The organism is Citrobacter sp. UYEF32, from assembly GCF_040546205.1.
In the GTDB taxonomy this organism is placed as follows: Bacteria; Pseudomonadota; Gammaproteobacteria; order Enterobacterales; family Enterobacteriaceae; genus Phytobacter; species Phytobacter diazotrophicus.
This window is the reverse complement of record NZ_JBEPNI010000009.1, coordinates 196,300-223,288: the sequence shown is the minus strand read 5'-3', so window position 1 is coordinate 223,288 and position 26,989 is coordinate 196,300. Positions and strand designations below refer to the sequence as shown.

Below are 26,989 nucleotides of genomic sequence, written 5' to 3'. Positions count from 1 at the left end.
TCGTTGTCCCTGGACATAACTTGGCCTAATGAGTTTTGGCGATAGCTCTTCGTTGCTTTTTGCAATACAGCGCCAGCGCGCCTGCCACCAGAGGAAGCGGCAGAAACATAAAGACTTCACTGAATGTCCAGCCCGCCGCCAGCATGGCTGAACCCGCACCTGCGCTGGTTATGGCACCCAGACGGCCAACTCCCGTCGCCCAGCTCACGCCGGTGGCCCGAATGGACGTTGGATAAAAATGAGCGGCCAGCGCATAACAACCGGGGCTGATACCATTGACGGTAAACCCGAGCATCAGAACCAGAACACATAGCACCGGCAGTGACGGGATATGCATCCCCAGAATCAGTGCGCTGCAGGCGCCCCCCAGCAGGGTCAGAATGATGGCGCAATGCCTGCCCCAGCGGTCCATTTCAATGCCGATGCAGAAATTGCCCATCATGCCGCCAATCTGAAATACCGAACCCATGATGACGGCCTGTGACAGCGTCATCCCGGTGTCCCTGACCATCAGCGGAAGCCAGCTTGATAACAGATAGACACAGAACAAACCGGCAAACAGTGTTAGCCACAGCGCGAGGGTGCCAAAGGTGTATGGCGGATGCAGAAGCGATCTGGCAGTACTGGCATGTGCTTTTTGCGGCTCAGAGGTATAAAAATGGGTCTTTTCGTCGGCAATGCCGGGGACGAATTTATTCAGCAAGTGCGTCAGACGCTGTTTATTCGCGGGGTCTTGAACCAGATATTGCATCGATTCCGGCAGGTAACGTATCAGGATCAGCGCGAATATTAACGGTAATACCCCGCCGGTAATTAAGACGGAACGCCAGCCAAAGGTACCGAGTAATTGCTGGCTCAGCAGACCGCCCAATGCCGCACCGGTATTAAAACCGCAGTGGATTACGGTTGCCAGGCGCGAGCGATAACGCCAGGGGGCATACTCTGCCACCAGCGTGGTGATATTGGGCATCGCAGCACCCAGCCCCAGGCCTGTAATAAAGCGAAAAAAGGTCAGGCTGGATAAATTCCACGACCACGCAGAAAGCAGGCTGCTTGCACCAAAAAATATGACAGAGCCAATGATGAGTTTTTTACGCCCATAGTGGTCAGCCAGCGGCCCGGAAATAAGTGAACCGGCAGCCAAACCAAATAAGCCGCTCATCATCACCGGACCTAACATATGGCGGGATATCTGCCAGTCATCGATCAAGGCCGGAGCAATAAAACCTATTGCGGTAACATCAAAGCCATCAATACCTAATACAAAGAACCCTAAAAAAACTATCAGCCACTGGCGTCGGCTAATCGGGTGCTTATCCAGAACGGTACTGATATCAATTTTTTCCTGAGTTGACATAAATCCTCCCCGCACGGGAGAGTGACGTTCACCACAAAGGGTGACGCGAGCAAAAGAGGGGATCAGCCAAAACGAAATTCAACGCCGAAGTTCCCCTGCGGATATTCCCATTTCTCTAATATTGTCCCTTCGCACAACACACGACATGTGCCACATTCCAGACAGCCGGCATAATCAAAATGGATATTTCCTGCCTCATCCTCGCGATATAGCCCGGCAGGGCAGGCAGTGATCAATTTACGAAATTGCGCTTTGTCAGGGTCGGCCACAAGAATAATGTGTGGGTTAGTTTCATCCACTCTGAATTTGTTGACGCCCAGTTTCACATCGACATTTACCGTGCTCATAATGCGCGCCCTCCAGCGATGCCGTCTTTTAATAAATTCATTAACCCGACGCGTTTTCCTTGTTTCAATATCGTCTTCCAGAAGGGCGTCGGTTTGGCGCCATCCACAGTGAAAAGTTCGGACATGATATTGGCCGCCATCTGTGGGTATTGCGTAAAGAGGCGCGGGTTTTCCATCAGGCCAGGCAGCTTGCGATAGTGCCGCATATCCTGCAAGACGCAGCTTTTCTCCAGCGCCTGCGTGTATTTTTCAAGCCGGGCATAGCTGAAATCATTACTCTCTTTTGCGGCAATGATGGTTTGCGCTGCGATATTCGCGGCCTCAATCGCCAGATCCATACCCCGCACGGTAAAGCCGAGGTTCAGACACATTCCGGCGGCATCACCCACGACCAGCACGCCATCGCCCGCCAGTTTTGGCAGCATCTCGATTCCGCCTTCTGGTACCAGATGAGCGGAATACTCAAGCAGCGTTCCCCCTTCGATAAGGGGGCGCACCGCCGGGTGCTGTTTAAAATCCTCCAGCATCTGCGGAACCGATTTTTGCGCTTTTTCAATACCCCCCAGGCCGCACACCAGACCCAGTGAAATGGATTCACGGTTGGTATAGAGAAACCCTCCACCCATTAAGCCATCCGACGGGGAACCGGCAAACAGCCAGGCCGCGCCTTCGTCACCCGTTACGCCAAAGCGGTCCTGAATGGTTTGGGCTGGCAGTGAAATGAGCTCTTTAACCCCGACGGCGTAATGATGAGGGTTCGATTTTTGTACCAGTCCAATTGAACGACCTAACAGCGAATTTACCCCGTCGGCCAGCACCACCACGTTTGCCTCAAGGACATCCTCCCCGGCCTGAACTCCGGTTACCCGCCCCTGCTGGCGGATTAACGCATCCACCCGCACGCCTGTGATGAACTGTGCGCCAACCGCTTCGGCTTGTTCCATCAACCAGCTATCAAATCCATGACGCAGAACTGTCCAGGACGCTTGTTCCGGGTTCGCATTGCGAGACGGCGCCTGATAATCCAGCGTGACGGCGCTGTCATTGGTCAGAAAAGAGATCTTCTCTTTGGTAATTTTTCGCTCAACGGGGGCGCTTTGCGCAAAACCGGGGATGATCTTTTCCAGGCTGTGGGCATAGAGCCGCCCGCCCGTCATATTTTTACTGCCTGCGGTATCACCCCGCTCAATGACCAGTACGTCCAGCCCGGCTTTCGCCATCACATACGCGGCGGTGCATCCCGCCACTCCGGCCCCCACGATAATCGCGTCAAATTTTTCGTCCGACATACTTTTACTCCATTGCCGCCAGAAAGACTGGCGGCTTGCGTCTTATCGTTTTAATAATTCCGTTAACAGGGGGACGACCTTATAGATATCGCCCACCAGACCATAATCGGCGTACTGGAAAATCGGCGCGTTTTTATCTTTGTTAACGGCGATAATGGTTTTGGCGCCATTGCCACCGACCATATGCTGGATCTGCCCGGAAATGCCCAGGGCGAGATAGATATCGGATTTCAGCAGCACGCCGGAAACGCCAACGTAACGTTCGCGATCCATCCAGTGTTCGCCTTCGGCAATCGGACGCGAACAGCCCACTTCGGCATCCAGCGCAGAGGCCAGATCCCAGACCATTTGCAGATCCTCTTTCGCCAGTAGGCCACGGCCAATACCGATGACACGGCGCGCTTTGCCAAGGTCGACGTTACTGGCCGTTTTTGACCGCCGTTCACGACAGAGCATTTCATTGGCGGGTGGGATGTAATCCACCTGAGTGAGTGGGGGAGTAGCGGCGTTTACTTCGGCCAACGGCTCATAAACACCGCTCGCCAGCGTGATGACGGCGACAGGGGTATTCACTTTTTCCCGCCCAAATGCCAGCCCGCCATACATGCGATGTTCGGCGTACAGGTCGTCGCCGTTGCGTTCCAGCAGGGTCACGTCATTCACCAGCGCGGATTGCAGCAGCACGCTGAGTTTTGCCGCCAGGCCTTTGCCACGGCGTGTCGCGGCCAGTAGAATCAGCGTTTTGCCGTCTTCTTTTCTGATAAGCGAGGCGAATGTTTCCGCATAGTTTTCGACGCGCTGCTTATCGGTTTTGCCACACAGCAAATAGACCGCGTCTGCCTGTTTAACCTCAGTAACGTCACGCTCATCCCATATCACTGCGTTAACGTGTTCACCCAGTTGTCGTGCGCCAGCGAGCAGATCTGCATAGCGATCGGCACTGTCGCTGAATACCCAAACATTATTGATTTTGCCCATGATGCTTCTCCGCTGCCCTTAGCTCAACGCGTTGGTCAGATAATCACGCAGGCGAGAGACCTCTTCCTGCCCGTCGCCTTCAATGATGATGTGTTTGCGTTCCGTCTGTTGCGGCGCGTAGACGCCAGCTAATTCAGTCCGCGCTGAATCCGGTGCCCAGTCAATGTCACCCGCGCTCCATTGGGTGACGCTTTTCTTCCCGGCGCCGAGGATGGCTTTCATCGAGGGGATGCGTGGCAGGTTGATATCCGATGAGACGCACAGTACCGCCGGGAGTGGCACATCCAGCACTTCTATTTCATTTTCCAGCGTGCGCTCAACGGTGACGAAGCCCTCTTTGAGTTCAATTTTGCTGACGCCGTTCACCGCCGGGAGCTGCAACATTGCACCGACCAGCAGCCCGGTTTGCTGGGCGTACATATCGCCGGAACCTTCGCCACAGATCAGCAGGTCGAAGGCGATTTTCTGGCTCGCGGCAGCAATAGCGCGTGCGGTGTCATAGGGCAGGGAACTGGCCAGACGATCATCGCGAACCAGGTAAAGCGCATTGGGACCACGTGAAAGGGCGTCTTTACGCAGTTTGGCGTTATCGAGCGCTTTTCCCCCTACGCTCAGGGCCACCACTTCATGGCTTTCCCCCGCGAGCTGAACGGCGGCCTCAATTGCGTTGAGATCAAAGGGGCTGATTTTTTCCCCGGCCTTGTCTGTCGCCAGGGTTCTGTCAGCCGTGATAACGATATCTTGTTCCTCAGGAACCAGTTTGTAGCAGGCAATAAATCTCATGGCATATCCTATTATTTTTCATACTGTTTCAGGATCTGGCGAGCGGAGATGTAAACCATAATCTCGTCTGTGCCGCCGCCAATGCGGTTTACGCGGGTGTCGCGCCAGAAGCGGGATACGCGGCTGTCATCGGTGTAGCCGAGACCGCCCAGAATTTGCATCGCATCGTCAATCACCTCGCAGGCCGACTGAGCGCAGTACAACTTGCACATCGGGGCGGACAGACGCATCGATAAATCGTTGTCGCACTCCCAGGCGGTGCGGTAGACCATGTTTTTCATGTTCTGAATTTTGATGGCCATTTGGGTCAACTTGAGCTGTATCATCTGGAACTGGCCAATGTTTTGGCCGAACTGAATGCGCTGATTAGCGTAGCGCGCAGCATCTTCGAAGGCGCATTCCGCCACCCCCAGCGAGTGGGCGGCAATGACCAGGCGTTCGATATCGAAGTTTTGCATCATATGGATAAAGCCATAACCTTCCTGGCCCACCATGTCGCTCTCTTCTAACTCAACGTTATCCAGAAAGACTTCGCAGTTGCTGACCATATGCCAGCCGACTTTATGCAGATTGTTGCGTTTGACGCCGGGGGAATTGGGATCCAGCCACCATAAGGTGAAACAGCGCTTAGGATCTTCCGGCTCGGGATTGCGTGCCAGCACCAACATGTAGGGGTAATCTTTTGCACCGGTGATAAAGGTCTTTTGACCATTCAGATACACTTTGCCGTTCTTACGGGTGTAGGTGGTGGCGATGCGATTGTTGTCTGAACCGGCCTGGGGTTCGGTAAATGCCAGAGAGTAGGCGGGGATCCCCGTCAGGCCCACCTCGGCGGTTTTGGCCAGTTGCTCTGCGTTACCAAACCGCTGCATGTTATGGATGCATTGCCCCTCGGTCATGATGTAGGCCGGGGCGCCCATGCGGGCAATCTCTTCGAGCACCAGTACCTGGGTCATCATGTCGGCGGGCACGCCGCCCAGCTCTTCGGGAATGCCCAATAAACCAATGCCGCTTTCGGCTAAGGCATTGAAGAACTCGCGCGGGAAAGTCCGTGTCTCATCGCATCTTTTGAAATACTCTTCGGGAAAATTACGGGTAATCAACTCCCGAATACTTGCTAATAGTAATTCCTGTTCTTCGGTCAGGCTAAAGTCCATGACGCATCCTCTTGATAGGTTCTCCGGTGGGGATTTATAAAATAAAGCACTCCCCGGCATTATTTATCGCCGATCATTCTGTCCTGTTCGCCAGCTTTTATAATTACTGGTTCGAATGTTGTTTTATCTGGAATAATAATTACAGGTGTCGCGAGGATATATAGACATATCTCACTTGTTCCTGGACAAAACGAACATCAAAGCCCGTTTTGTGATGCGTGTTGGTAATTTTTAAATTTTTTATCGCCTGATTATTTTATTTATATCTTTGTTTTTATTGTTATTTTATATGCTATCGCTACATCATGCATGTTCGATTTGTCCAATAATTGGTTGGATATGTCAATATCAAGCCTTTGCGCCACTTTTTATAATCCCGGTGTCAATTCGTGAAGAAAGACGAAAAGGGGCCCAGGATTTATTGCAACTTACATTGGTATCGTCTGAATTCTTCAATGGTTATTTAATCATTTAATATGAAGTGGGGTTGGTATATGGCTATTTTATCTCAACAGCAACTGGAAGCACTGAAACAAAAAGTCAGAAAAGTCACGGAAACAGAGTTGGAGGAAATCCAACTGGTGGTTGAGCGAACTAATGTCTTCCCGGACTCCTATTACGACGTATGTCGCAAAAATGATTTATTTCGCCTGGCCATTCCTGAAGAGTTTGGCGGTCTGGGACTGAACTGCGAGCAATTCTTTTCCGTCATGGAGGAGTTCTGCCGCGGCCCTGGCGGTATGCGTATGAACCTGCACCATGCTAACGGCCTGAACTGGCGCATCATGTATGACCATGGCGCCCCCGACCTTCGCGCTAAATGGCTGCCGTTACTGGCCAATAAAGATGCTTACATCAACTTTGCACTGACCGAAGCAGAGTGTGGTTCCGGGGCGGATATTCGGACAACCGCAGTAAGAAAAGGGGATAAATACATTCTCAATGGTACCAAGACCCTGATCTCCCATACGGATATTTCTGACGGTAGCTACGTTATTGCGGTAACGGATGAAAGCAAACGCAAAAAAGGGGGATTAACCGCTTTCTTTATCGAAACCAACACGCCGGGTTATTACATCGATCCGATGCCACACATGATGGGCTGCCGTGGCGCGGGCCATGCGTATCTGCGCTTTGAAAACTGCGAAGTGCCTGCGCACAACATTATGGGCAAAGAGGGCGATGGTCTGGATATCTTCATGGATGCGTTGGCGCACTCCAGAGCGATGATTGCTGTCACCTGCCTGGGCATGTCGCAGCGCTTCCTGGAACTGGCAATTGCCCGTGCGAAGGATCGTGTGACGTTCGGTAAGCCACTGGTAGCGCGTCAGGCCATTCAGCAAACGCTGGCAGACATGGGCACTCAGGTTCATGCCCTGCGCGTAATGCTGCGTGATTGCGCGCAGAAATTCGACCGCGGCGAAGACATCGAGATGGTTTCGGCGATGTGCAAACTGCACGGTATTGATACGGTGCGAACTGTGTCGGATAGCTGCCTGGAGATCTTCGGTGGGATTGGTTACTTCGAAGATAACCCGTATGGCCCGGTGGAAAGAATGTATCGCGATGCACGCGCGCTGTGGTTTGAAGAAGGCCCGCGTACCGTTCAGCGCCTGACGATTGCACGTCCGCTGATTGCCGCCGCGGGTGAAATTCGCTAATCCGCCTGAGCCCATGCAACGAAGGGATATCACGGGATGTTATTCCGTTATATCCCGCCTGTGATCGCACACTGCGCGTGATTTCGTGGGTGCGATCATTCTTATTTTCTCGCGAGAGTGACCTATGAGTACATCACCTGGGAATAGACGTTGGGGCATTATTGTTCTGCTGATTATTGATTATTTCGTTATGTTTGTTGCCCGTAGCAGTATGTCGATGTGCGGGCCGGCACTGATGCATGAATATGGCTGGACCGCCATACAGTTTGGCTGGGTCTCCACTGCATTTTTTATTGGCTACGCGATAACAATGTTGCCGGCAGGGCTGCTGGCTGACCGCTTTGGCGGTGGGATTGTGCTGGTAACCGGTACCTTGTGGTGGGTCGTTTTTACTTTCTTAACACCGCTAGGTTCCACGCTCGGCATCATGATGCTGCTGCGTATTCTGGTTGGCGTCGGGCAGGGGCTGCTGGTTCCGGCGAACTTTTCGCTGGCGGCCAGATGGGTACCTAAAAATGAATCCGGCAAAGCGACCGGCTTACTACAGGTTGGTTGTCCTGCGGGGATCGCCTTTGCCATGGTGCTGGCGGCCTGGATTATTCAAACCTGGGGCTGGAAATCCGTTTTTTACATCGTCTCTGTGCCGGGGTTAGTGTGGTGCCTGCTGTGGTGGTGGCTGGGTAACAGTCGCCCGCAAATGGATAATCGCATCAACCGTCAGGAGCTTGCGTATATTCAGGCGGGGCAGGCTGTTGCTAACGCGGAACCATCCGCTCAGAAAGAGACGGCAGGGGGCGATCTGACGAAAGCCGATATCCTGTCAACACCCTCTATCTGGGCCTGCGCGTTGTGTTACTTCTGTACGAATTATCTGTTTTTTCTCTTTATGACCTGGTTGCCGACCTATTTCGCGATGGGACGCGGTATCGATCTTAAACAAAGCGCGATTTACTCCATGCTCCCGTATCTGGTGGCCATTCTGGCCTATCCGCTCGGCGGTCTGGTCACGGACGCCGCCTGTCGGCGCTTTGGGCAAAATATCGGGCGTAAGCTCTCTCCGGTTGCCGGACTGCTGCTGGCCGGGGTGTTTCTGATTCTGGGGACGCGAGCAAACAGCCTCTGGAGCGCGGCTACGCTCATCTCCGCCTCGAATTTTTTCCTCTGTTTCACCATGGCTGCGCATTTCTCCATTCCGATTATTTTCTCCCAGAAAAACACCGGCATGCTGGTGGGGTTGAACGGCGTATTTGGCACGCTGGCGGGTATTCTTTCGCCGGTTCTGGCGGGATGGGTTATTGATGTTTCCGGACAGTATGAGTACGCGCTCTATCTGGGGGCAAGCATCGCCATTCTGGGCGCATTCTTCATGCTTATCGCCCGGATTAAACCCATTGAAAAGAAAGGATTGCACGGGAATTTGCGCGGCGCGGGCGGACTGGCGGGGCGACAGGGTTTTTCCAAAATGAAGGAGCATGACTTATGAGGCCATTAGAAGGCATTAAAGTAGTGGATTTAACGTCATTCCTGGCAGCACCCACCGTGGCACGTATTCTGGGTGACTGGGGGGCGGATGTGATCAAAATCGAACCGCCGTCTGGCGATCCGGGACGTACTCAGGCTTCTGTGTTCAACATGCCTTACGAGGATGACGAAAACCCGGCATTTGATATCTCTAATGCTAATAAACGATTCCTGTGCCTGAACCTGAAAAAAGAGAGCGCGAAAGCTATTGCGTACCGCATCCTCTCGACGGCAGATGTCGTTGTGACCAGCTATCGCACAAAAGCGCTTGAACGGCTTGGGTTTTCCTGGGAAGAGTTGCACTTGCGCTTTCCACGCTTAATCTTCGCGCAGATCCTGGGGTATGGCGAAAAAGGGCCGGAAAAAGACACCGCCGGGTTTGATGCGACGGCTTACGTTTGTCGCGGCGGGATCCTTGGGTCAACCAATGAGCGCGGCGAAACCCCGATCAACTCGGTAAACGGCTTTGGTGATTTTCAGGCGTCCATGTGCCTGGTGTCGGGTATTTGCGCTGCGCTGTACGGGCGTACGCTTTCGGGAACGGGCGAGAAGGTGACGGTTAGCCTGCACCATACGGCGCTGTTTATGATGAGCATTGCCGTGACCTCAGCACAGTACGGCAACGTCTATCCGAAGTCGCGCTGTGAAGTCTCCAACCCGTTCAACAACACCTATAAAACCCTTGATGGGCGTTGGATGGTGATTTGTATTCCGGAATACGATCGCTTCTTCAATAAGTTTATGGTGCTTCTTGGCCGTGAGGATCTGGTCGACAGTCCGGAATTTTGCCGTATTGCCGATGTGAACCAGTTTGGTCGTAATCGGGACATTATCAATATTATCAGTGAGCAGGTCGCCAAACGTCCACTTAGCGAGATGATGCGGCTCTTAAAAGAAAACGATTTTGCCCATGAGAAAGGATATACCCCGGATGAGATTCTGGAAGATGACCAGGCATGGGCGACCGACTGCCTGCGTCACGTTGAGTACCCCACGGGAAACAAACGGGTGCTGGTGACGCCGCCTGTTACGATCCACGGCATGGGAGAATCGCAGATCCAACCGTCCCGGCGACTGGGATATCACTCACAACAAATTCTGAATGAATATGGATACTCAGCTAAAGATATCGAGTCGTTACGTCAGGAGGGGGCAGTCATTTTACCCGCCTGACGATCTCGTTTTTTAAATCGTTTGCTGCGCTGGTCTTCGAGTGCTGAACGCAGATATTGCGGAATAAGTCCGCTGTTTTCACAGTTCCCGACAGACCAGCCAGGCCGTGCAGCAGCACTGAGAAGAGTAGAGGAGCATTGATGGCAACCACTATTCCTACTTATGCATTATACGGTGAGCAGTCTGGGCTTAGCTGGGAGAATTTTTTCAATGTCGAGATGATCTCCTTGCGATCAAAGGATCTGAACTGGCGGGCAAGCCCGCATGTACATGACTCGCTTATTCAGGTGTTATTCATCCAGCGAGGGCAGGTCGAAGTATTGATGAACTGCACGCGACAACTGGCCAAAGCCCCCTGTCTGATTCTGGTCCCCGCGCAGACTGTTCACGGTTTTCACTACACGCCAGATACCGAAGGACTCACCATTACGGCTTCGCAGCGGCCGCTTGAGTCGGTCATTGGCGTGCTGGCACCCGATATCCTCAAGCTGGTGCATAAACCGTGCATTATTTCGCTGGAGTATTTCCCCGACGAGAAGGATGCCATCTGGGCGTTTTATTACTCTATGCTGAATGAATTACGCGTGCCCATGATTAACCAGACAGCAATGTGCGCGTCGCTGTTTATCTCTATGTTTGTTCATCTATCGCGGATTACCGAGCCCGGTCTCGCCGATCAGCAGATGGATAACTCGTCGCGCAAGGCATCGCAGATCAACAAATTCCTCGCCATCGTTGACCAGAAATTTCGCCAGCGGCTGACGGTGAATGATTACTCCTGCGAAATGGGAATGTCGCCCGGACATCTCTCGCGTCTGTGCCGTTTAACGCTGGGGATGTCGAGTCTGGATGTGATCAATATGCGGGTGATTCAGGAAGCGCAGCGCGAGCTGGTTTATACCTCAAAGACCATCAAACAACTGGCTGCCTTTCTGGGATTTAACGATGAGGCCTATTTTACCCGTTTCTTTCACAAACATACGGGCGTGAGTCCCAGTCAGTTCCGGGAACGAGCCGTGCGGGAAATTGCGACGGGAGAAGAGTACCTGTAAATGCGTTCAACACATCCCGCCATTGCTGCGGGATGTGAGCTGCGATATTTATTCACTTTCCGCCGGTAACACAGGCATCCAGTCGATCGGTGTCTGGCCGTGTTTTTCCAGCCATTCATTTGCCAGAACAAAGTGCTTACACCCGAAGAAGCCCCTGTGTGCGGATAACGGTGACGGGTGGGGCGCTTTCAATACATGGTGGCGTTTACCGTCGATAATTGCCCCTTTCTTTTGCGCATGCGATCCCCAAAGTAAAAACACCACGCCTTCACGGTGTTCATTGATGAGACTGATCACTTTATCGGTAAAGGTCTCCCAGCCAAGACTTGCATGGGAGTGCGCCTGCCCGGCGCGCACCGTTAAGACAGTATTGAGAAGCAGCACGCCCTGATGCGCCCAGCTTTCCAGATAACCATGCGTCGGGCGAACGAACCCGGGTATCGACTGTTCGAGCTCTTTATACATATTCAGTAATGATGGCGGGATGGCGATACCGGGACGCACCGAAAATGCCAGCCCATGGGCCTGACCGGGGCCGTGATAGGGATCCTGACCGAGGATCACGACTTTGACATCGCCCAGTTCAGTAAAACGGAACGCATTGAAGACATCTTTTTGCGGCGGATAGATGGTGACACCGGACTGCCGTTCTGTCGCTACCGCGCTGAGGGTATTGATAAAGTAAGGCTGTTGTTTCTCTTCTGCCAGCACATCGTGCCATGTTAATGAGGTGGTCATCCCGCTCTCCTGCCAATTTCAGTGACTGTAGCTTAACTGCTTCTTCCGCTGGCGCAAAATCGACACGTAAAACAGAACGTTAGAAGCTTAAAAAAATTTGAAAATTTACAAAAACTTTAAGGTGTGGAAGGTTGCTAACTTGATGTAAAACAATAAATTCCGCCTATCACCTTTTTCGTGGTGTGGTTTTTATTGATTTTAATCAAAGAATCAGGGGTGTGTGGAGGGTATATATACACTCAAGCAACAATGGTTTTACCAATTGGCCGCCACAAGGCCGATCAAATCAAAAATAATGCCTAAGGGAGGCACATCATGATTACGGGTATCCAAATTACTAAAGCGGCAAACGATGATCTGTTGAACTCTTTCTGGTTGCTCGACAGCGAAAAAGGCGAAGCGCGCTGTGTTTGTGCGAAAGCCGGTTATTCCGAAGATGAAGTCGTTGCTGTGAGCAAACTGGGTGACATTGAATACCGTGAAATTCCGATGGAAGTGAAACCGGAAGTTCGTGTAGAAGGCGGTCAGCATCTGAACGTAAACGTGCTGCGTCGCGAAACGCTTCTGGATGCTGTAGAACATCCGGAAAAATATCCACAGCTGACCATCCGTGTTTCTGGCTATGCCGTACGTTTCAATTCTCTGACGCCGGAACAGCAGCGCGACGTTATCGCTCGTACCTTTACTGAAAGCCTGTAATCCGCAGGCTGCAGAAATAAAAACGCCGGGCTATCCCGGCGTTTTTTTACTCTTCGTTATTTTGTTGTTCTGTCGCGGCGGCGCTTGGCTTACGGCGCTTACCAATATTTTTGGTATCGCGGTGGCGCTGTTTAACGCGCGGCTTCTCTTTTTCTTTCTCTTTTTTCTTCTCTGCACGCTTAGCCAGCACTTTCTTCGACGGCTTACCGGTCATTTTTTCGCTCGGCGCGCGCGTAGTGGGGCGCAGTTCATCAATCACGCGGATTTTCAGCGGTTCTTCAACGTAGCGACCAATCTTCTGCAATAGCAGATGATCGTGGGTTTCGACCAGTGAAATCGCGGTCCCTTTGCGTCCCGCGCGACCGGTACGGCCGATTCGGTGCAGATAGGTGTCACCACTGCGCGGCATATCGAAGTTAAACACATGGCTCACGTCAGGAATATCGATACCACGGGCGGCGACATCGGTGGCAACCAGCACATTAACGCGACCGTCGGTCAGGCGTTTGATGCCTTCAACGCGTTTCGCCTGTGCCATCTCGCCTTCGAGATAGCAGTTGTTGATACCCGCTGCACGCAATTGCTCCGCCAGTTCATGGACACGCTCGCGTTTACGCACGAAGACGATTGAACGGGTCACGCCGTCTTGCTTGAGCAAATGCTTGAGCAATTCCAGCTTGTGTTCGTAGTTGTCTGCGCGGTAGTACCACTGGTGGATCTTTTTACGCTCGCGGGTGGACGGCGTTGCAGAAACTTCAACCGGATCTTCCAGCAGACGCTCGGCGAAGTCTTTGATCGCTTCTCCTTCCAGCGTTGCGGAAAACAGCATGGTCTGTTTGCGCCAGCGTGTTTCGCCAGAAATATGCTCGATGTCCTGCGCAAAGCCCAGATCCAGCATGCGATCCGCTTCGTCGAGGATCAATGTTTCGACCGCACGGCAGTCAAAATTCTCTTCTTTAATGTATTGCAGCAGTCGGCCTGTGGTTGCGACCACGATATCCTGGTTTTCGCTGAACACTTCGGCGTGGTTCATATAGGCCACACCGCCGGTGATGGTGGCAATATCCAGGTGGGTATTTTTTGCCAGCTCGCGGGCGTGGTCGGCAACCTGCATCGCCAGTTCACGAGTCGGCGTCAGGATGAGAATGCGCGGCGGGCCGGATTTCTTACGTGGGAAGTCCAGCAGGTGCTGCAACGCTGGCAGCAAATATGCCGCCGTTTTACCCGTACCGGTCGGCGCTGAGCCAAGTACATCACGCCCTTCAAGCGCAGGCGGAATGGCGGCGGCCTGGATGGCGGTCGGGCGTGTGAAACCTTTCTCCTGGAGCGCGTCCAGTAGGCTGTCGTCGAGTTCGAGTTCGGAAAAAGTCGTTACAGTCATGATCTACCTCTGTGTGGGGCGCTGATTATAGACGTTACGGCTGCAATCTTCATCTGTTTGTAAGCTTATTACTTTTCCGGCGCTTTGCTTTCACCTATGCTACGTCTGTTTCCGTATAGAGGTTGTAAAGATGCCCCACCAGAAGGCGCAGTTGCGCCGCGATGGTTTCACATTTAAAGCGTTTTTTGTTGCACACGATCGTTGCGCCATGAAAGTCGGCACCGACGGCATCTTACTCGGTGCGTGGTCGCCTGTTTCGCGGGCGAAAAGGGTGCTGGATATTGGCACGGGCAGCGGGCTGGTGGCGCTAATGTTGGCGCAGAGAACAACCGATGCGGTTGTCATCGATGCAGTAGAACTCGATGAGCAAGCGGCCGCACAGGCTCAGGAGAATGGGCAGGCGACACCCTGGGCTGCGCGTTTTCATGTCCATCATGCGGATATTCGCGATTGGTGTGCGGGGCAAACGGCACGTTACGATCTGATTGTCAGTAACCCGCCTTTTTTTGCGCAGGGCGTGCAATGTGCGACCCCGGAGCGGGAACAGGCGCGCTATACCACGACGCTGGATCACGCAGCGCTGCTGGACTGTGCGGCGTCGCTTATCACCGAAGACGGTTTCTTCTGCGTGATCCTCCCGGTAGACGTGAGTGAAGCCTTTGCCCAAAAAGCGCAGGGTATAGGCTGGCACTTACGGTTACGTACGGATGTGGCGGAGTATGAAAATCGCCCGCCGCATCGCGTATTAATGGCCTTTTCGCCAACGCCGGGGGAATGCTTCACCGACTGGCTGGCGATCCGCGGTGCCGATCAGCATTATTCTGAAAGTTACACCGCGCTCACTCAGGCTTTCTATTTATTCATGTAAGTGCGTGGCGACAAAACCGTTGGGCCGGATTCAGGCAACTGATCCGGATAATCCAGCGTATAGTGCAAGCCGCGGCTTTCCTTACGTTCCATAGCGCAGCGCACGATAAGCTCTGCCACCTGTACCAGGTTACGTAGTTCCAGCAAATTGTTCGACACGCGGAAATTGGCGTAGTACTCGTCAATTTCCTGCTGGAGCAAGGTAATACGTCGTAAGGCGCGCTCCAGACGTTTGGTGGTACGCACAATGCCAACGTAATCCCACATAAACAAGCGCAGCTCATGCCAGTTATGCTGGAGAATCACACGTTCATCGGCATCGTCGACGCGGCTTTCATCCCAGGCGGGAAGCGTGGGGGCAGGGCGGGTCATGCCGATCCGACGATCAATATCTTCTGCCGCCGACCAGCCGTAAACCAGACATTCGAGCAGCGAGTTAGACGCCATGCGGTTGGCGCCATGCAGGCCCGTATAGCTCACTTCGCCAATCGCATACAAGCCATCGACATCGGCCCGACCATGTTCGTCCACCATGACGCCGCCGCAGGTGTAATGCGCGGCAGGCACGATAGGTACCTGATCTTTGGTTAAATCGATCCCCAGCCCCAGCAGTTTTTCATAAATCATCGGGAAATGCTGGCGGACAAAATCCTCAGGTTTATGGCTGATGTCGAGATACATACAATCAACCCCCAGACGTTTCATCTCGTGATCAATGGCGCGCGCGACAACATCGCGCGGTGCCAGTTCGCCGCGAGGGTCAAAATCGGGCATGAAACGGGTGCCGTCCGGACGTTTAAGATGCGCCCCTTCACCGCGCAGAGCTTCGGTGAGCAGGAAATTGCGCGCCTGTGGGTGGAACAGGGCCGTTGGGTGAAACTGATTGAACTCCAGGTTTGCCACGCGACATCCGGCACGCCAGGCCATGGCGATACCGTCGCCGGATGAGATATCCGGGTTGGTGGTGTACTGGTACACTTTTGATGCGCCGCCCGTCGCCAGCACGACGGCTTTTGCATGGCAGGTTTCCACAATCTCTTTATTACGGTTCCAGATCCATGCGCCCACGACGCGACGCGTGCCGGGCAGGCCGATTTTATCGGAAACAATCAAATCCACCGCGTTGCTGCGTTCAATGATATGAATGTTTGGGTGATTCAGCGCCTTGCTGACCAGGGTGTTTTCAACCTCTTTTCCGGTGGCATCGGCGGCATGCAGAATGCGGCGGTGGCTGTGGCCGCCTTCGCGGGTCAGATGATAGCTTTCGCTTCCTTGTGCATCCACCTGCATATCGAACGCGACGCCCTGGTCGATCAGCCACTGTACGCACTGACGGGCGTTACTGGCAACAAACTCTGCTGCCTGACGTTCGACAATACCAGCCCCGGCAATCAGCGTATCTTCGACATGAGACTCAACGCTGTCGGTTTCATCAAACACAGCGGCAATACCGCCCTGTGCGTAAAAAGTTGAGCCTTCACTCACCGGCCCTTTGCTTAACACGATAACGTTGTGGCGTTCAGCGAGGCGCAGAGCAACAGACAGGCCCGCGGCACCGCTGCCGATGACCAGCACATCGCACGAAAGTTCGGGGGTTGTTTTCATGATGGTGTGTTTAATTTACTAAACAAGGTTCGGGCAGAATAGCACCGTATTCCGCTCTGGCGTAGCAATTTTTTAATGATTTGTACTAACGGCTAAACATGCGAGGGCGGCATAAATGCGTTGCCCGCAAGAAAATCGTTATCTGGCAGATTGTTAGCTGATATGGATTAGGTGATGAAAAAAAGGCTGTGTTGCGTTACTCTCTGGCGGTCTTCGGGTCTTTTCATAATCAACATACCCGATACAGAGTTTGTGGACTTATAATGAGTCATAATGAAAAGTCTGCAGAACGATTCACAAAAACAAAGGCGTAACGGAACTTTTTACTGAACCTTCGCTCTAAATGGCTGCTTGCTCATTAGTGCAGTTTTGGAGTGGCGTTTCATTTACGCGTGGAAATAGGTTTTGGGGAGATTTTACCTCGGATGAGCGAGCAGTTAACGGATCAGGTCCTTGTTGAGAGGGTCCAGAAAGGAGATCAGAAGGCGTTCAACTTACTGGTAGTGCGCTACCAGCATAAAGTGGCGAGTCTGGTTTCCCGCTATGTGCCTTCTGGCGATGTGCCTGATGTCGTACAAGAGTCATTTATTAAGGCTTATCGCGCGCTGGACTCGTTCCGGGGAGATAGTGCTTTTTATACCTGGCTATACCGTATCGCTGTGAATACAGCAAAAAATTATCTGGTTGCTCAGGGACGCAGGCCGCCATCAAGTGATGTCGACGCGATTGAAGCAGAAAACTTCGAAAGTGGCGGTGCGCTGAAAGAAATTTCGAACCCTGAGAACTTAATGTTGTCAGAAGAACTGAGACAAATAGTTTTCCGTACTATTGAGTCGCTCCCGGAAGATTTACGCATGGCAATTACGTTACGGGAGTTGGATGGTCTGAGCTATGAAGAGATAGCCGCTATCATGGATTGCCCGGTAGGTACAGTGCGTTCACGTATCTTCCGAGCGCGGGAAGCTATTGATAATAAAGTTCAACCGCTTATCAGGCGTTGACGATAGCGGGATACTGGAAAAGGTATTAGGCATGCAGAAAGAACAACTTTCCGCTTTAATGGACGGTGAAACGCTGGATAGGGAGCTGCTCTCTGAGCTGTCTCGCGATCCTGAAATGCAGAAAACCTGGGAGAGCTACCATCTCATTCGCGACGCAATGCGCGGTGATACGGCTGATGTTCTCCACTTCGATATCTCAGCCCAAGTTATGGCCGCGATTGAAAATGAGTCTGTTCAACCGACGACACCATTAATCCCTGAGGCTCAGCCTGCGCCGCACCAGTGGCAGAAAATGCCATTCTGGACAAAAGTCCGTCCATGGGCCAGTCAATTGACGCAAATGGGCGTGGCTGCATGCGTATCGCTTGCAGTTATTGTGGGTGTCCAGCACTATAATGGTCAGTCTGAATCCACCCAGCAGCCAGAAGCGCCGGTGTTTAATACACTGCCGATGATGGGCAAAGCCAGCCCGGTAAGTCTGGGTGTTCCGGCTGATGCAACGGCGGATGTCGGTCAGCAACAGCAGGTGCAGGAACAGCGTCGCCGTATTAACGCCATGTTGCAGGATTACGAACTGCAACGTCGTCTGCACTCCGAACAGCTTAAGTTTGAGCAGGCACAAACCCAGCAGGCTGCTGTGCAAGTGCCAGGAAATCAAACGTTAGGAACCCAATCGCAGTAATGAAGCAACTTTGGTGTGCCATGTCTTTTGTGGCAGCAGGCCTGTTCTTCTCAAGCAACGCCTCGGCAGATACCTCGTCCGGGGCGTTGTTACAGCAGATGAACGTGGCGAGCCAGTCACTCAACTATGAACTGTCCTTTATCAGCATTAACAAGCAAGGGGTAGAGTCTCTGCGTTACCGCCACGCGCGTGTAAACAATCAGCCTCTCGCTCAGCTTTTGCAAATGGACGGCCCCCGCCGGGAAGTGGTACAGCGTGGCAATGAAATAAGCTACTTTGAGCCGGGCCTTGAACCCTTTACGCTGAATGGCGACTACATTGTCGATTCGCTCCCTTCGCTGGTATATACCGATTTCAAACGCCTTGCGCCTTATTACGATTTCATTTCTGTCGGACGTACGCGTATTGCCGATCGCTTGTGTGAAGTGATCCGGGTTGTTGCCCGTGACGGAACGCGTTATAGCTACATTGTCTGGATGGATGCGGAAACGCGCCTGCCAATGCGCGTGGATCTGCTCGACAGAGATGGCGAAACGTTGGAACAGTTCCGCGTGATTGCCTACACCGTAAACGGGCAACAGATCGCCAGCAGTATGCAGACCCTGGCAAACGCCAACTTGCCGCCGTTGCTGTCCGTTCCGCAGGGCGACAGCGTTGCCTTTAACTGGTTGCCTTCCTGGTTACCGCAAGGTTTTAGTGAAGTCTCCAGCAGTCGTCGCCAGCTTCCTACCATAGACATGCCTGTCGAATCCCGTCTTTATTCCGATGGCCTGTTTAGTTTCTCGGTGAACGTCAATCGTGCTAATCAGAACAGTGCCGATCAGATGTTGCGTACCGGACGCCGGACCGTGAGTACAACCATCCGTGATAACGCTGAAATTACCATTGTGGGTGAATTACCCCCACAAACGGCCAAGCGTATTGCGGACAGCATCAAATTCAGGGCAGCACAATGATCAAAGAGTGGGCGACCGTCGTCTCATGGAAAAACGGTGAAGCGCTGGTGGAGTGCGACGTTAAAGCCTCCTGTAGCAGTTGTGCTTCACGAAGTGGATGCGGGAGCCGCGTACTGAACAAACTTGGGCCGCAAATGACCCATACCTTGTCCGTACCGTGCGATCAGCCGCTGGTTGCCGGGCAAAAAGTGGAGCTGGGGATTGGCGAAGCCAGTTTATTGACGTCAGCGCTGCTGGTGTATATGTCTCCGCTGGTTGGTCTTTTCCTGATGTCGGCGCTCTTCCAGACCCTTTTTAATCAGGATCTGGCCACGTTGTGCGGCGCCATATTGGGTGGGGTTGGCGGTTTTTTACTGGCGCGGAGTTTTTCGCCAAAACTGGCGAATCGTTCCGAATGGCAGCCGGTGATTATCAGCGTTGGCCTCCCTCCCGACCTGGTGCGCATCGACAATTCACCTGCCGAATAATGCCAGTGATTTTCCTGTCTTACCGGGGGGAATGCGCGGCCTGGTTTGTTGCCAGTATGAGCATTTCCCCGCATTGTGGTTGTAGTGTAGAATGCGGCGTTTCAGACTTTTGACGTCAGGCTCCGAACCGCGGCCTCTTAGTTATTCGTAAGGCAAAAAATCTCCCTATATGAAGAATATACGTAACTTTTCGATCATTGCTCACATCGACCACGGTAAGTCGACGCTGTCTGACCGCATTATCCAAATTTGTGGCGGCTTGTCCGATCGCGAAATGGAAGCTCAGGTTCTTGATTCTATGGATCTCGAACGTGAACGCGGTATTACCATCAAGGCGCAGAGCGTTACGCTGGACTTTAAAGCGTCCGATGGCGAAACCTATCAACTGAACTTTATCGATACTCCTGGTCACGTTGACTTCTCCTACGAAGTTTCCCGTTCGCTGGCCGCCTGTGAAGGTGCGTTGCTGGTGGTGGATGCCGGCCAGGGGGTAGAGGCGCAGACGCTGGCAAACTGCTATACCGCCATGGAAATGGATCTGGAAGTGGTGCCGGTACTGAATAAAATCGACCTGCCTGCAGCCGATCCGGAACGTGTTGCGGAAGAAATTGAAGATATCGTTGGTATCGATGCCACCGACGCGGTGCGTTGCTCTGCAAAAACCGGTGTGGGTGTTGTCGATGTCCTCGAACGCCTGGTGCGCGAAATTCCGGCACCTCAAGGTGATCCGGATGCACCGTTACAGGCACTGATTATTGACTCCTGGTTCGATAACTACCTGGGCGTCGTGTCGTTGATCCGTGTGAAAAACGGTACGCTGCGTAAAGGCGATAAAGTTAAAGTGATGAGTACCGGCCAGGTCTATAACGCTGACCGTCTGGGCATCTTCACACCGAAACAGGTTGACCGTACTGAACTGAATTGCGGCGAAGTAGGCTGGCTGGTTTGCGCTATTAAAGACATTATGGGCGCGCCGGTGGGCGATACCCTGACGCTGGCGCGAAATGCGGCTGACAAAGCGCTGCCGGGCTTTAAAAAGGTGAAGCCGCAGGTTTATGCCGGTCTGTTCCCGGTAAGCTCCGACGATTACGAGAACTTCCGTGATGCGCTCGGCAAGCTGAGCCTGAACGATGCATCGCTGTTCTACGAACCGGAAAGTTCTACCGCGCTGGGCTTTGGTTTCCGCTGCGGCTTCCTTGGTCTGCTGCATATGGAGATCATTCAGGAGCGTCTGGAGCGTGAATACGATCTGGATCTGATCACCACCGCACCAACGGTAGTCTACGAAGTTGAGACCACCTCGAAAGAGGTTATCTACGTCGACAGCCCGTCCAAGCTGCCACCGCTGAACAATATTTATGAGCTGCGTGAGCCGATCGCCGAGTGTCATATGCTGCTGCCACAGGAGTTCCTGGGCAACGTGATTACGCTCTGTATCGAGAAACGTGGCGTGCAGACCAACATGGTTTACCACGGTAACCAGGTGGCGCTGACCTATGAAATCCCGATGGCGGAAGTGGTGCTCGACTTCTTCGACCGTCTGAAGTCAACCTCCCGTGGCTACGCGTCACTGGATTACAACTTCAAACGCTTCCAGGCTTCCAACATGGTACGTGTGGACGTGCTGATCAACGGTGAGCGTGTTGATGCGCTGGCGCTGATCACCCACAACGACAACGCACCATACCGCGGGCGCGAGCTGGTTGAGAAGATGAAGGATCTCATCCCGCGTCAACAGTTTGATATTGCCATTCAGGCGGCCATTGGTAACCACATCATTGCCCGTTCGACGGTAAAACAACTGCGTAAAAACGTTCTGGCAAAATGCTATGGCGGTGACGTTAGCCGTAAGAAAAAGCTGCTGCAGAAACAGAAAGAAGGTAAGAAACGCATGAAGCAGGTCGGCAACGTCGAACTGCCGCAGGAAGCGTTCCTCGCCATTCTGCATGTCGGTAAAGACGGCAAATAACCCTTAAGGAGTTGGCATGGCGAACATGTTTGCCCTGATCCTGGTCGTTGCGACCCTGGCGACGGGATTTCTATGGTGCCTGGATAAGTTTATTTTTGCACCCAAACGCCGTGAGCGTCAGGCTGTTGCCCAACTGGCAACAGGTGATGCCCCCGATAACAAAACGCTAAAAAAAGTCGGCCCGAAACCGGGCTGGCTGGAAACTGGCGCATCGGTTTTCCCGGTGCTGGCGATTGTTCTGGTCGTGCGTTCATTTATTTATGAACCCTTCCAGATCCCGTCAGGTTCGATGATGCCAACGCTGCTGATTGGTGATTTTATTCTGGTTGAGAAGTTCGCCTATGGCATTAAAGATCCGATTTACCAGAAAACCCTGATCGAAACCGGTCATCCGAAACGGGGTGACATCGCGGTATTTAAATATCCGGACGATCCGCGTCTTGATTACATCAAACGTGTTGTCGGCTTGCCGGGCGATAAAGTGAGTTACGATCCGGTCGCCAAAGAGGTTACCGTTCAGCCAAAATGCAGCTCCGGCCAGGCTTGTGATAACGCGCTGCCAATCACCTACAGTAATGTTGAACCGAGTGATTTCGTGCAGACCTTCGGGCGCCGCACGGGCGGGGAAGCCAGCAGTGGTTTCTTCCAGTTGCCGAAAGGCGAGAACCGTGATGATGGTATTCGTCTGGGTGAGCGCAAAGAGACGCTGGGGGATGTCACCCACCGTATTCTGACCGTGCCGGTCGCGCAGGATCAACTGGGCATGTATTACAAACAGCAGGGCCAGCCGCTGGCGACGTGGATTGTTCCGCCGGGTCATTACTTCATGATGGGCGATAATCGCGATAACAGCGCTGACAGCCGTTATTGGGGCTTTGTACCAGAAGCCAATCTGGTGGGCAGAGCTACCGCTATCTGGATGAGTTTTGAAAAACAAGAAGGTGAATGGCCAACCGGCGTGCGCTTAAGTCGCATTGGTGGCATTCATTAATTCAACGGGGTGCGGACAGAATATCCGCACCCCGAATTATTTCCGCGATAAATCCGTTCAGACTAACGACATCCCATGTCGTTGCGTATAGAATGTTCCCCCGAAGTTTCAGGCTGGCTCCTCAGGGCGCCACAGCACACGAAACCGCGTTGGTTCTTACACTTCATCATGCGCGCCATCGATTAAAAGAGGCTGCCAATCGATGATATGTACTTTCAGGTCGGTTTCGTGTGCTGCATTGTTGACGCATTCATCTATTGGTATCGCATGAACCCCATCGTAATAAATCGGCTTCAGCGGAAGCTGGGCTACACTTTTCATCATCAGGAGCTGTTGCAGCAGGCATTAACGCATCGCAGTGCCAGCAGCAAGCATAACGAGCGTCTCGAATTTTTAGGCGACTCCATTTTAAGTTTTGTGATTGCCAATGCGCTATATCACCGTTTCCCGCGTGTGGACGAAGGTGATATGAGCCGTATGCGCGCAACGCTGGTTCGCGGAAACACACTGGCGGAAATTGCCCGTGAGTTTGAACTGGGTGAATGTCTGCGCTTAGGGCCTGGTGAACTGAAAAGCGGTGGTTTTCGTCGTGAATCCATTCTGGCCGATACCGTAGAAGCGTTGATCGGTGGGGTATTCCTCGACAGCGATATTCAGACTGTCGAGAAACTGATCCTGAACTGGTATCAAACACGTCTGGACGAAATCAGTCCGGGTGATAAACAAAAAGATCCAAAAACCCGTTTGCAGGAATTTTTGCAGGGTCGCCACCTCCCACTGCCGTCTTATCTGGTGGTGCAGGTGCGTGGTGAAGCACACGATCAGGAATTCACTATCCACTGCCAGGTCAGTGGCCTGAAAGAACCGGTAGTAGGCACAGGTTCAAGCCGCCGTAAGGCAGAGCAGGCCGCAGCCGAACAGGCGCTGAAAAAACTGGAGCTGGAATGAGCACTGAAACTGAAAAAACATATTGTGGGTTTATCGCCATCGTTGGTCGCCCTAACGTGGGTAAATCCACGCTGTTGAATAATCTGCTCGGGCAGAAGATTTCCATTACCTCGCGCAAAGCGCAGACCACCCGTCACCGCATCGTGGGTATTCACACCGAAGGGGCTTACCAGGCCATCTACGTGGACACCCCCGGCTTGCACATGGAAGAGAAGCGCGCGATTAACCGCCTGATGAACAAAGCGGCGAGCAGCTCGATTGGTGATGTAGAACTGGTCATTTTCGTCGTGGAAGGCACCCGCTGGACGCCGGACGATGAAATGGTGCTCAATAAACTGCGTGAAGGGAAAGCGCCGGTTATCCTGGCTATCAACAAAGTCGATAACGTGCAGGAAAAGGCCGATTTGCTGCCGCATCTGCAGTTCCTGGGTAGCCAGATGAACTTCCTCGATATCGTCCCAATCTCTGCTGAGACCGGCTTTAACGTTGATACTATTGCCAGCATTGTGCGCAAGCATCTGCCGGAAGCGGTTCACCATTTCCCGGAAGATTATATTACCGACCGCTCTCAGCGTTTTATGGCGTCCGAGATCATTCGTGAAAAACTGATGCGTTTTCTGGGCGCTGAATTGCCGTATTCCGTCACCGTCGAAATTGAGCGTTTTATTACCAATGAACGTGGTGGTTACGATATCAACGGGTTGATCCTCGTTGAACGCGAAGGGCAGAAGAAGATGGTGATTGGCAACAAAGGGGCCAAAATTAAAACCATCGGTATCGAAGCCCGTAAAGACATGCAGGAGATGTTCGAAGCCCCGGTTCACCTGGAGCTGTGGGTGAAAGTGAAATCGGGCTGGGCCGACGACGAGCGTGCACTGCGTAGTCTTGGCTACGTTGACGATCTTTAAGAGTTGATACTCTATGGATTTCGAGTTGCAGGAAGGCGGCAAGACCGTGAATCCCCTGGAGCTTACATCGGTAAGTGACTGGGGGGAGTGGGCGCAGCTAACGCGCCTGCAGCTTGAAAGACGACGAGTATGATGGAGGGCTGGCAGCGCGCATTCGTCCTGCATAGTCGCCCCTGGAGCGAAACCAGCTTAATGCTGGACGTCTTCACGGAAGAGTCGGGTCGCGTGCGCCTGGTCGCTAAAGGCGCACGTTCAAAACGTTCCAACCTGAAAGGCGCGTTACAGCCTTTTACCCCCTTGCTGGTACGCTTTGGCGGACGCGGCGAAGTCAAAACGCTGCGCAGCGCTGAAGCCGTCTCTCTGGCACTTCCCCTTTCCGGGATTACGCTTTACAGCGGTCTGTATGTCAACGAGCTCCTGTCACGGGTTCTTGAACATGAGACTCGCTTCTCTGAACTTTTCTTCGATTATCTGCACTGTATCCAGGCACTGGCTGGCGCAATCGGTACTCCCGAACCGGTTTTACGTCGTTTTGAACTCGCGTTGCTGGGGCACCTTGGATATGGCGTAGATTTTCTGCACTGTGCAGGCAGCGGTGAACCTGTTGAGGACACCATGACCTACCGTTATCGCGAAGAGAAGGGATTTATTGCCAGCGTGGTGGTGGATAACAGCACCTTTACCGGGCGGCATTTGCGAGCGCTTGCCGAACGCGAATTTCCCGATATGGATACGCTCAGGGCGGCGAAACGCTTTACCCGCATAGCGTTAAAGCCGTATCTTGGGGGCAAACCGCTCAAGAGCCGGGAACTGTTTCGCCAGTTTATGCCGAAACGTTAACGGAGCCGAATTTCCGACTCGCTTTCGCCTTTGCGCATGTGAGCAGAAGGGCGGGGTGAGTAGAACGTAAAGACGAACGAAAAAGAAAACGAGGATTGTGATGGCTGAATTACTGTTAGGCGTCAACATTGACCACATTGCCACCCTGCGCAATGCGCGCGGCACGGCGTATCCGGACCCGGTACAGGCGGCATTTATTGCGGAACAGGCCGGTGCGGACGGTATTACCGTGCATTTGCGTGAAGATCGTCGCCATATCACTGACCGCGATGTTCGCGTACTGCGCCAGACCCTGGACACGCGAATGAACCTTGAAATGGCCGTTACAGAAGAGATGCTGGGGATTGCGGTCGAAACGAAGCCGCATTTCTGCTGCCTGGTGCCGGAGAAACGCCAGGAAGTGACCACCGAAGGCGGTCTGGATGTGGCCGGGCAACGTGACAAAATGCGTGATGCCTGCAAGCGTCTGGCGGATGCCGGTATCCTGGTCTCGCTGTTTATTGACGCCGATGTTGAGCAGATCAAAGCGGCTGCCGATGTTGGCGCGCCATACATCGAAATTCACACCGGTTGTTATGCCGACGCGAAAGACGAAGCGGAACAGGCAAAAGAGCTGGATCGCATCGCTAAAGCGGCGAGCTATGCGGCAAGCCTCGGGCTGAAAGTTAATGCCGGGCACGGCCTCACCTACCATAACGTGCAGGCTATCGCACGCTTGCCGGAAATGCATGAGCTGAACATTGGCCATGCCATTATTGGTCGTGCTGTCATGAGCGGTCTGAAAGAGGCGGTCGCGGAAATGAAACGCCTGATGGTGGAAGCGCGTAAGTAATGGCTATTCTTGGCATTGGCACAGATATTGTCGAAATTGAGCGTATTGAAGCGGTGATTGCCCGTAGCGGCGATCGCCTGGCAAAACGCGTGTTAAGCGACAATGAATGGGCCATCTGGGAGAGGCATCAGCAACCGGTGCGTTTTCTCGCCAAACGCTTTGCCGTCAAAGAAGCGGCGGCAAAAGCGTTTGGAACGGGTATCCGCAACGGGCTCGCGTTTAACCAGTTTGAAGTATTTAACGACGAGCTGGGCAAGCCCTGTCTGCGACTGTGGGGGGAAGCGTTAGCGCTTGCGGAAAAACTGGGCGTGGCGCACATGCATGTCACGCTGGCAGATGAGCGCCGCTATGCCTGCGCGACGGTGATTATCGAGAGTTAAGGACCTTATTTCACAGGGCGTCATTGGCGATGTCAGTTTGAACTCGCATAGCAGAAACCGGAGCGTACTCAGGTACGTGAGGATTGCGAGCACTGCCCTGGCTTAAAATGACAAGTAATAGCCCTGAGTGAGGTTCTAGATCTTATCCGCGTGGTGCATTTGTACAAACTTGTCCCACAACTGCTCTTCGCTTTCGACATGTGCCGGATCTTTCAAAATGGTATTGGGGATCGGGCACACTTTCTGGCAGGTCGGTGTTTCGTAGTGTCCAATACATTCCGTGCAGCGATCGCTGTTAATCTCATAAATGCTCTCGCCCATCGAAATGGCCTCATTAGGGCATTCGGGCTCGCACATATCGCAATTGATGCATTTTTTGGTGATTAACAGCGCCATCAGGAAAATCT

The 26,989-nt window shown here is 53.0% G+C and carries 28 protein-coding genes; 17 read left to right on the top strand and 11 right to left on the bottom strand.

Annotated elements, in window-relative coordinates; genetic code table 11:
• Positions 1-25 precede the first annotated feature (25 nt).
• The 6 genes from ABIB59_RS23350 to ABIB59_RS23325 form a co-directional block, all read right to left on the bottom strand.
• Positions 26-1,357 carry an MFS transporter gene (locus tag ABIB59_RS23350; RefSeq protein WP_354037210.1) on the bottom strand — a complete coding sequence of 444 codons (1,332 nt, stop codon included), beginning with the start codon at positions 1,355-1,357 and terminating at the stop codon, positions 26-28.
• Between the two features lie 62 nt (positions 1,358-1,419).
• Positions 1,420-1,704 (bottom strand): ferredoxin family protein, encoded by a 285-nt coding sequence (locus ABIB59_RS23345; RefSeq protein ID WP_079496138.1) that lies wholly within the window; start codon positions 1,702-1,704, stop codon positions 1,420-1,422.
• Positions 1,701-2,993 carry an FAD-dependent oxidoreductase gene (locus ABIB59_RS23340; protein WP_335255925.1) on the bottom strand — a complete coding sequence of 431 codons (1,293 nt, stop codon included), beginning with the start codon at positions 2,991-2,993 and terminating at the stop codon, positions 1,701-1,703. Before ABIB59_RS23340 ends, ABIB59_RS23345 begins: the two co-directional genes overlap by 4 nt.
• Before the next feature lie 42 nt (positions 2,994-3,035).
• Positions 3,036-3,971 carry an FAD-binding protein gene (locus ABIB59_RS23335; protein WP_107224237.1) on the bottom strand — a complete coding sequence of 312 codons (936 nt, stop codon included), beginning with the start codon at positions 3,969-3,971 and terminating at the stop codon, positions 3,036-3,038.
• An 18-nt stretch (positions 3,972-3,989) separates the two neighbouring features.
• Complete coding sequence (locus ABIB59_RS23330; protein WP_039079554.1) at positions 3,990-4,754, bottom strand: electron transfer flavoprotein; 765 nt, start codon at positions 4,752-4,754, stop codon at positions 3,990-3,992.
• An 11-nt stretch (positions 4,755-4,765) separates the two neighbouring features.
• The gene (locus ABIB59_RS23325) at positions 4,766-5,911 is read right to left on the bottom strand and encodes an acyl-CoA dehydrogenase (RefSeq protein WP_039079555.1); all 1,146 of its coding nucleotides are present in this window, start codon (positions 5,909-5,911) and stop codon (positions 4,766-4,768) included.
• Positions 5,912-6,405: 494 nt separating this feature from the next.
• On the opposite strand from ABIB59_RS23325, the gene ABIB59_RS23320 reads away from it, so the two are divergent.
• The 4 genes from ABIB59_RS23320 to ABIB59_RS23305 all read left to right on the top strand — a co-directional run bounded on the left by ABIB59_RS23320 (position 6,406) and on the right by ABIB59_RS23305 (position 11,318).
• On the top strand, positions 6,406-7,572 hold the full coding sequence (locus ABIB59_RS23320) for an acyl-CoA dehydrogenase family protein (RefSeq protein ID WP_039079556.1): 1,167 nt from the start codon (positions 6,406-6,408) through the stop codon (positions 7,570-7,572).
• A gap of 124 nt (positions 7,573-7,696) precedes the next feature.
• Positions 7,697-9,055 carry an MFS transporter gene (locus ABIB59_RS23315; RefSeq protein WP_354037207.1) on the top strand — a complete coding sequence of 453 codons (1,359 nt, stop codon included), beginning with the start codon at positions 7,697-7,699 and terminating at the stop codon, positions 9,053-9,055.
• Positions 9,052-10,266, top strand: a complete 1,215-nt coding sequence (locus tag ABIB59_RS23310) for a CaiB/BaiF CoA transferase family protein (protein ID WP_079496141.1) — start codon at positions 9,052-9,054, stop codon at positions 10,264-10,266. Before ABIB59_RS23315 ends, ABIB59_RS23310 begins: the two co-directional genes overlap by 4 nt.
• Positions 10,267-10,406: 140 nt before the next feature.
• Positions 10,407-11,318 carry a helix-turn-helix domain-containing protein gene (locus tag ABIB59_RS23305; RefSeq protein WP_039079558.1) on the top strand — a complete coding sequence of 304 codons (912 nt, stop codon included), beginning with the start codon at positions 10,407-10,409 and terminating at the stop codon, positions 11,316-11,318.
• Positions 11,319-11,366: 48 nt separating this feature from the next.
• Here the strand turns inward: ABIB59_RS23305 and ung are convergent, their stop codons facing one another.
• A complete protein-coding gene (gene ung / locus ABIB59_RS23300; RefSeq protein WP_354037205.1) occupies positions 11,367-12,056 on the bottom strand; it encodes a uracil-DNA glycosylase in 690 nt (229 codons plus the stop codon).
• A 315-nt stretch (positions 12,057-12,371) separates the two neighbouring features.
• Between ung and grcA the strand changes: the two genes are divergently transcribed.
• Entirely contained in the window at positions 12,372-12,755 is a 384-nt protein-coding gene (grcA, locus tag ABIB59_RS23295; protein ID WP_039079560.1) for an autonomous glycyl radical cofactor GrcA, read from the top strand.
• A gap of 46 nt (positions 12,756-12,801) precedes the next feature.
• Here the strand turns inward: grcA and srmB are convergent, their stop codons facing one another.
• On the bottom strand, positions 12,802-14,136 hold the full coding sequence (srmB, locus tag ABIB59_RS23290) for an ATP-dependent RNA helicase SrmB (protein ID WP_039079561.1): 1,335 nt from the start codon (positions 14,134-14,136) through the stop codon (positions 12,802-12,804).
• 130 nt (positions 14,137-14,266) lie between these two features.
• Here srmB and trmN point away from each other — a divergent pair, with 130 nt between their 5' ends.
• Positions 14,267-15,004 (top strand): tRNA(1)(Val) (adenine(37)-N(6))-methyltransferase TrmN, encoded by a 738-nt coding sequence (gene trmN, locus ABIB59_RS23285; protein ID WP_039079562.1) that lies wholly within the window; start codon positions 14,267-14,269, stop codon positions 15,002-15,004.
• Here the strand turns inward: trmN and nadB are convergent.
• Positions 14,989-16,608 (bottom strand): L-aspartate oxidase, encoded by a 1,620-nt coding sequence (gene nadB / locus ABIB59_RS23280; RefSeq protein ID WP_039079563.1) that lies wholly within the window; start codon positions 16,606-16,608, stop codon positions 14,989-14,991. The two genes, trmN and nadB, sit on opposite strands and share 16 nt — an antisense overlap.
• Before the next feature lie 425 nt (positions 16,609-17,033).
• Between nadB and rpoE the strand changes: the two genes are divergently transcribed.
• From rpoE to lepB, 6 genes are all read left to right on the top strand, one after another.
• Complete coding sequence (rpoE, locus tag ABIB59_RS23275) at positions 17,034-17,609, top strand: RNA polymerase sigma factor RpoE (protein WP_000003307.1); 576 nt, start codon at positions 17,034-17,036, stop codon at positions 17,607-17,609.
• Between the two features lie 31 nt (positions 17,610-17,640).
• On the top strand, positions 17,641-18,291 hold the full coding sequence (gene rseA / locus ABIB59_RS23270) for an anti-sigma-E factor RseA (RefSeq protein ID WP_039079564.1): 651 nt from the start codon (positions 17,641-17,643) through the stop codon (positions 18,289-18,291).
• Entirely contained in the window at positions 18,291-19,247 is a 957-nt protein-coding gene (rseB, locus tag ABIB59_RS23265) for a sigma-E factor regulatory protein RseB (RefSeq protein ID WP_039079565.1), read from the top strand. Before rseA ends, rseB begins: the two co-directional genes overlap by 1 nt.
• The gene (gene rseC / locus ABIB59_RS23260) at positions 19,244-19,714 is read left to right on the top strand and encodes a SoxR-reducing system protein RseC (RefSeq protein WP_071193439.1); all 471 of its coding nucleotides are present in this window, start codon (positions 19,244-19,246) and stop codon (positions 19,712-19,714) included. The genes rseB and rseC overlap by 4 nt, the downstream gene beginning before the upstream one ends.
• A 169-nt stretch (positions 19,715-19,883) precedes the next feature.
• Positions 19,884-21,683 carry a translation elongation factor 4 gene (gene lepA / locus ABIB59_RS23255; RefSeq protein WP_039079626.1) on the top strand — a complete coding sequence of 600 codons (1,800 nt, stop codon included), beginning with the start codon at positions 19,884-19,886 and terminating at the stop codon, positions 21,681-21,683.
• Between the two features lie 16 nt (positions 21,684-21,699).
• Positions 21,700-22,674 carry a signal peptidase I gene (lepB, locus tag ABIB59_RS23250; protein ID WP_354037195.1) on the top strand — a complete coding sequence of 325 codons (975 nt, stop codon included), beginning with the start codon at positions 21,700-21,702 and terminating at the stop codon, positions 22,672-22,674.
• 156 nt (positions 22,675-22,830) lie between these two features.
• Here the strand turns inward: lepB and ABIB59_RS23245 are convergent, their stop codons facing one another.
• Positions 22,831-22,998: a hypothetical protein gene (locus ABIB59_RS23245; RefSeq protein WP_162303307.1), complete on the bottom strand. Its 168-nt coding sequence runs from the start codon at positions 22,996-22,998 to the stop codon at positions 22,831-22,833.
• Between ABIB59_RS23245 and rnc the strand changes: the two genes are divergently transcribed.
• The 5 genes from rnc (at position 22,942) to acpS (ending at position 26,582) form a co-directional block, all read left to right on the top strand.
• The gene (gene rnc / locus ABIB59_RS23240; protein ID WP_039079783.1) at positions 22,942-23,622 is read left to right on the top strand and encodes a ribonuclease III; all 681 of its coding nucleotides are present in this window, start codon (positions 22,942-22,944) and stop codon (positions 23,620-23,622) included. The genes ABIB59_RS23245 and rnc overlap by 57 nt on opposite strands.
• The gene (gene era / locus ABIB59_RS23235) at positions 23,619-24,530 is read left to right on the top strand and encodes a GTPase Era (RefSeq protein ID WP_039079628.1); all 912 of its coding nucleotides are present in this window, start codon (positions 23,619-23,621) and stop codon (positions 24,528-24,530) included. Before rnc ends, era begins: the two co-directional genes overlap by 4 nt.
• Before the next feature lie 132 nt (positions 24,531-24,662).
• Positions 24,663-25,370: a DNA repair protein RecO gene (recO, locus tag ABIB59_RS23230; RefSeq protein ID WP_039079784.1), complete on the top strand. Its 708-nt coding sequence runs from the start codon at positions 24,663-24,665 to the stop codon at positions 25,368-25,370.
• A gap of 100 nt (positions 25,371-25,470) precedes the next feature.
• Positions 25,471-26,202, top strand: coding sequence for a pyridoxine 5'-phosphate synthase (pdxJ, locus tag ABIB59_RS23225; protein WP_071193438.1), 732 nt, complete (start codon positions 25,471-25,473; stop codon positions 26,200-26,202).
• Positions 26,202-26,582 (top strand): holo-ACP synthase, encoded by a 381-nt coding sequence (gene acpS, locus ABIB59_RS23220; protein ID WP_039079630.1) that lies wholly within the window; start codon positions 26,202-26,204, stop codon positions 26,580-26,582. The genes pdxJ and acpS overlap by 1 nt, the downstream gene beginning before the upstream one ends.
• Before the next feature lie 135 nt (positions 26,583-26,717).
• Here the strand turns inward: acpS and ABIB59_RS23215 are convergent, their stop codons facing one another.
• Complete coding sequence (locus tag ABIB59_RS23215; protein WP_039079785.1) at positions 26,718-26,978, bottom strand: YfhL family 4Fe-4S dicluster ferredoxin; 261 nt, start codon at positions 26,976-26,978, stop codon at positions 26,718-26,720.
• Between the last annotated feature and the right edge of the window lie 11 nt (positions 26,979-26,989).

Excerpts from the sequence above, each read along its gene's own strand:
- ABIB59_RS23340 (WP_335255925.1), bottom strand. The coding sequence starts at position 2,993 with ATGTCGGACGAAAAATTTGACGCGATTATCGTGGGGGCCGGAGTGGCG.
- nadB (WP_039079563.1), bottom strand. The coding sequence starts at position 16,608 with ATGAAAACAACCCCCGAACTTTCGTGCGATGTGCTGGTCATCGGCAGC.
- trmN (WP_039079562.1), top strand. The coding sequence starts at position 14,267 with ATGCCCCACCAGAAGGCGCAGTTGCGCCGCGATGGTTTCACATTTAAA.
- ABIB59_RS23305 (WP_039079558.1), top strand. The coding sequence starts at position 10,407 with ATGGCAACCACTATTCCTACTTATGCATTATACGGTGAGCAGTCTGGG.
- ABIB59_RS23345 (WP_079496138.1), bottom strand. The coding sequence starts at position 1,704 with ATGAGCACGGTAAATGTCGATGTGAAACTGGGCGTCAACAAATTCAGA.
- lepA (WP_039079626.1), top strand. The coding sequence starts at position 19,884 with ATGAAGAATATACGTAACTTTTCGATCATTGCTCACATCGACCACGGT.
- recO (WP_039079784.1), top strand. The coding sequence starts at position 24,663 with ATGGAGGGCTGGCAGCGCGCATTCGTCCTGCATAGTCGCCCCTGGAGC.
- rpoE (WP_000003307.1), top strand. The coding sequence starts at position 17,034 with ATGAGCGAGCAGTTAACGGATCAGGTCCTTGTTGAGAGGGTCCAGAAA.
- ABIB59_RS23325 (WP_039079555.1), bottom strand. The coding sequence starts at position 5,911 with ATGGACTTTAGCCTGACCGAAGAACAGGAATTACTATTAGCAAGTATT.
- lepB (WP_354037195.1), top strand. The coding sequence starts at position 21,700 with ATGGCGAACATGTTTGCCCTGATCCTGGTCGTTGCGACCCTGGCGACG.
- rseB (WP_039079565.1), top strand. The coding sequence starts at position 18,291 with ATGAAGCAACTTTGGTGTGCCATGTCTTTTGTGGCAGCAGGCCTGTTC.
- ABIB59_RS23310 (WP_079496141.1), top strand. The coding sequence starts at position 9,052 with ATGAGGCCATTAGAAGGCATTAAAGTAGTGGATTTAACGTCATTCCTG.
- era (WP_039079628.1), top strand. The coding sequence starts at position 23,619 with ATGAGCACTGAAACTGAAAAAACATATTGTGGGTTTATCGCCATCGTT.
- ABIB59_RS23335 (WP_107224237.1), bottom strand. The coding sequence starts at position 3,971 with ATGGGCAAAATCAATAATGTTTGGGTATTCAGCGACAGTGCCGATCGC.
- ung (WP_354037205.1), bottom strand. The coding sequence starts at position 12,056 with ATGACCACCTCATTAACATGGCACGATGTGCTGGCAGAAGAGAAACAA.
- acpS (WP_039079630.1), top strand. The coding sequence starts at position 26,202 with ATGGCTATTCTTGGCATTGGCACAGATATTGTCGAAATTGAGCGTATT.
- rnc (WP_039079783.1), top strand. The coding sequence starts at position 22,942 with ATGAACCCCATCGTAATAAATCGGCTTCAGCGGAAGCTGGGCTACACT.
- ABIB59_RS23245 (WP_162303307.1), bottom strand. The coding sequence starts at position 22,998 with ATGATGAAAAGTGTAGCCCAGCTTCCGCTGAAGCCGATTTATTACGAT.
- ABIB59_RS23330 (WP_039079554.1), bottom strand. The coding sequence starts at position 4,754 with ATGAGATTTATTGCCTGCTACAAACTGGTTCCTGAGGAACAAGATATC.
- pdxJ (WP_071193438.1), top strand. The coding sequence starts at position 25,471 with ATGGCTGAATTACTGTTAGGCGTCAACATTGACCACATTGCCACCCTG.
- ABIB59_RS23350 (WP_354037210.1), bottom strand. The coding sequence starts at position 1,357 with ATGTCAACTCAGGAAAAAATTGATATCAGTACCGTTCTGGATAAGCAC.
- ABIB59_RS23215 (WP_039079785.1), bottom strand. The coding sequence starts at position 26,978 with ATGGCGCTGTTAATCACCAAAAAATGCATCAATTGCGATATGTGCGAG.
- ABIB59_RS23320 (WP_039079556.1), top strand. The coding sequence starts at position 6,406 with ATGGCTATTTTATCTCAACAGCAACTGGAAGCACTGAAACAAAAAGTC.
- srmB (WP_039079561.1), bottom strand. The coding sequence starts at position 14,136 with ATGACTGTAACGACTTTTTCCGAACTCGAACTCGACGACAGCCTACTG.
- rseA (WP_039079564.1), top strand. The coding sequence starts at position 17,641 with ATGCAGAAAGAACAACTTTCCGCTTTAATGGACGGTGAAACGCTGGAT.
- ABIB59_RS23315 (WP_354037207.1), top strand. The coding sequence starts at position 7,697 with ATGAGTACATCACCTGGGAATAGACGTTGGGGCATTATTGTTCTGCTG.
- rseC (WP_071193439.1), top strand. The coding sequence starts at position 19,244 with ATGATCAAAGAGTGGGCGACCGTCGTCTCATGGAAAAACGGTGAAGCG.
- grcA (WP_039079560.1), top strand. The coding sequence starts at position 12,372 with ATGATTACGGGTATCCAAATTACTAAAGCGGCAAACGATGATCTGTTG.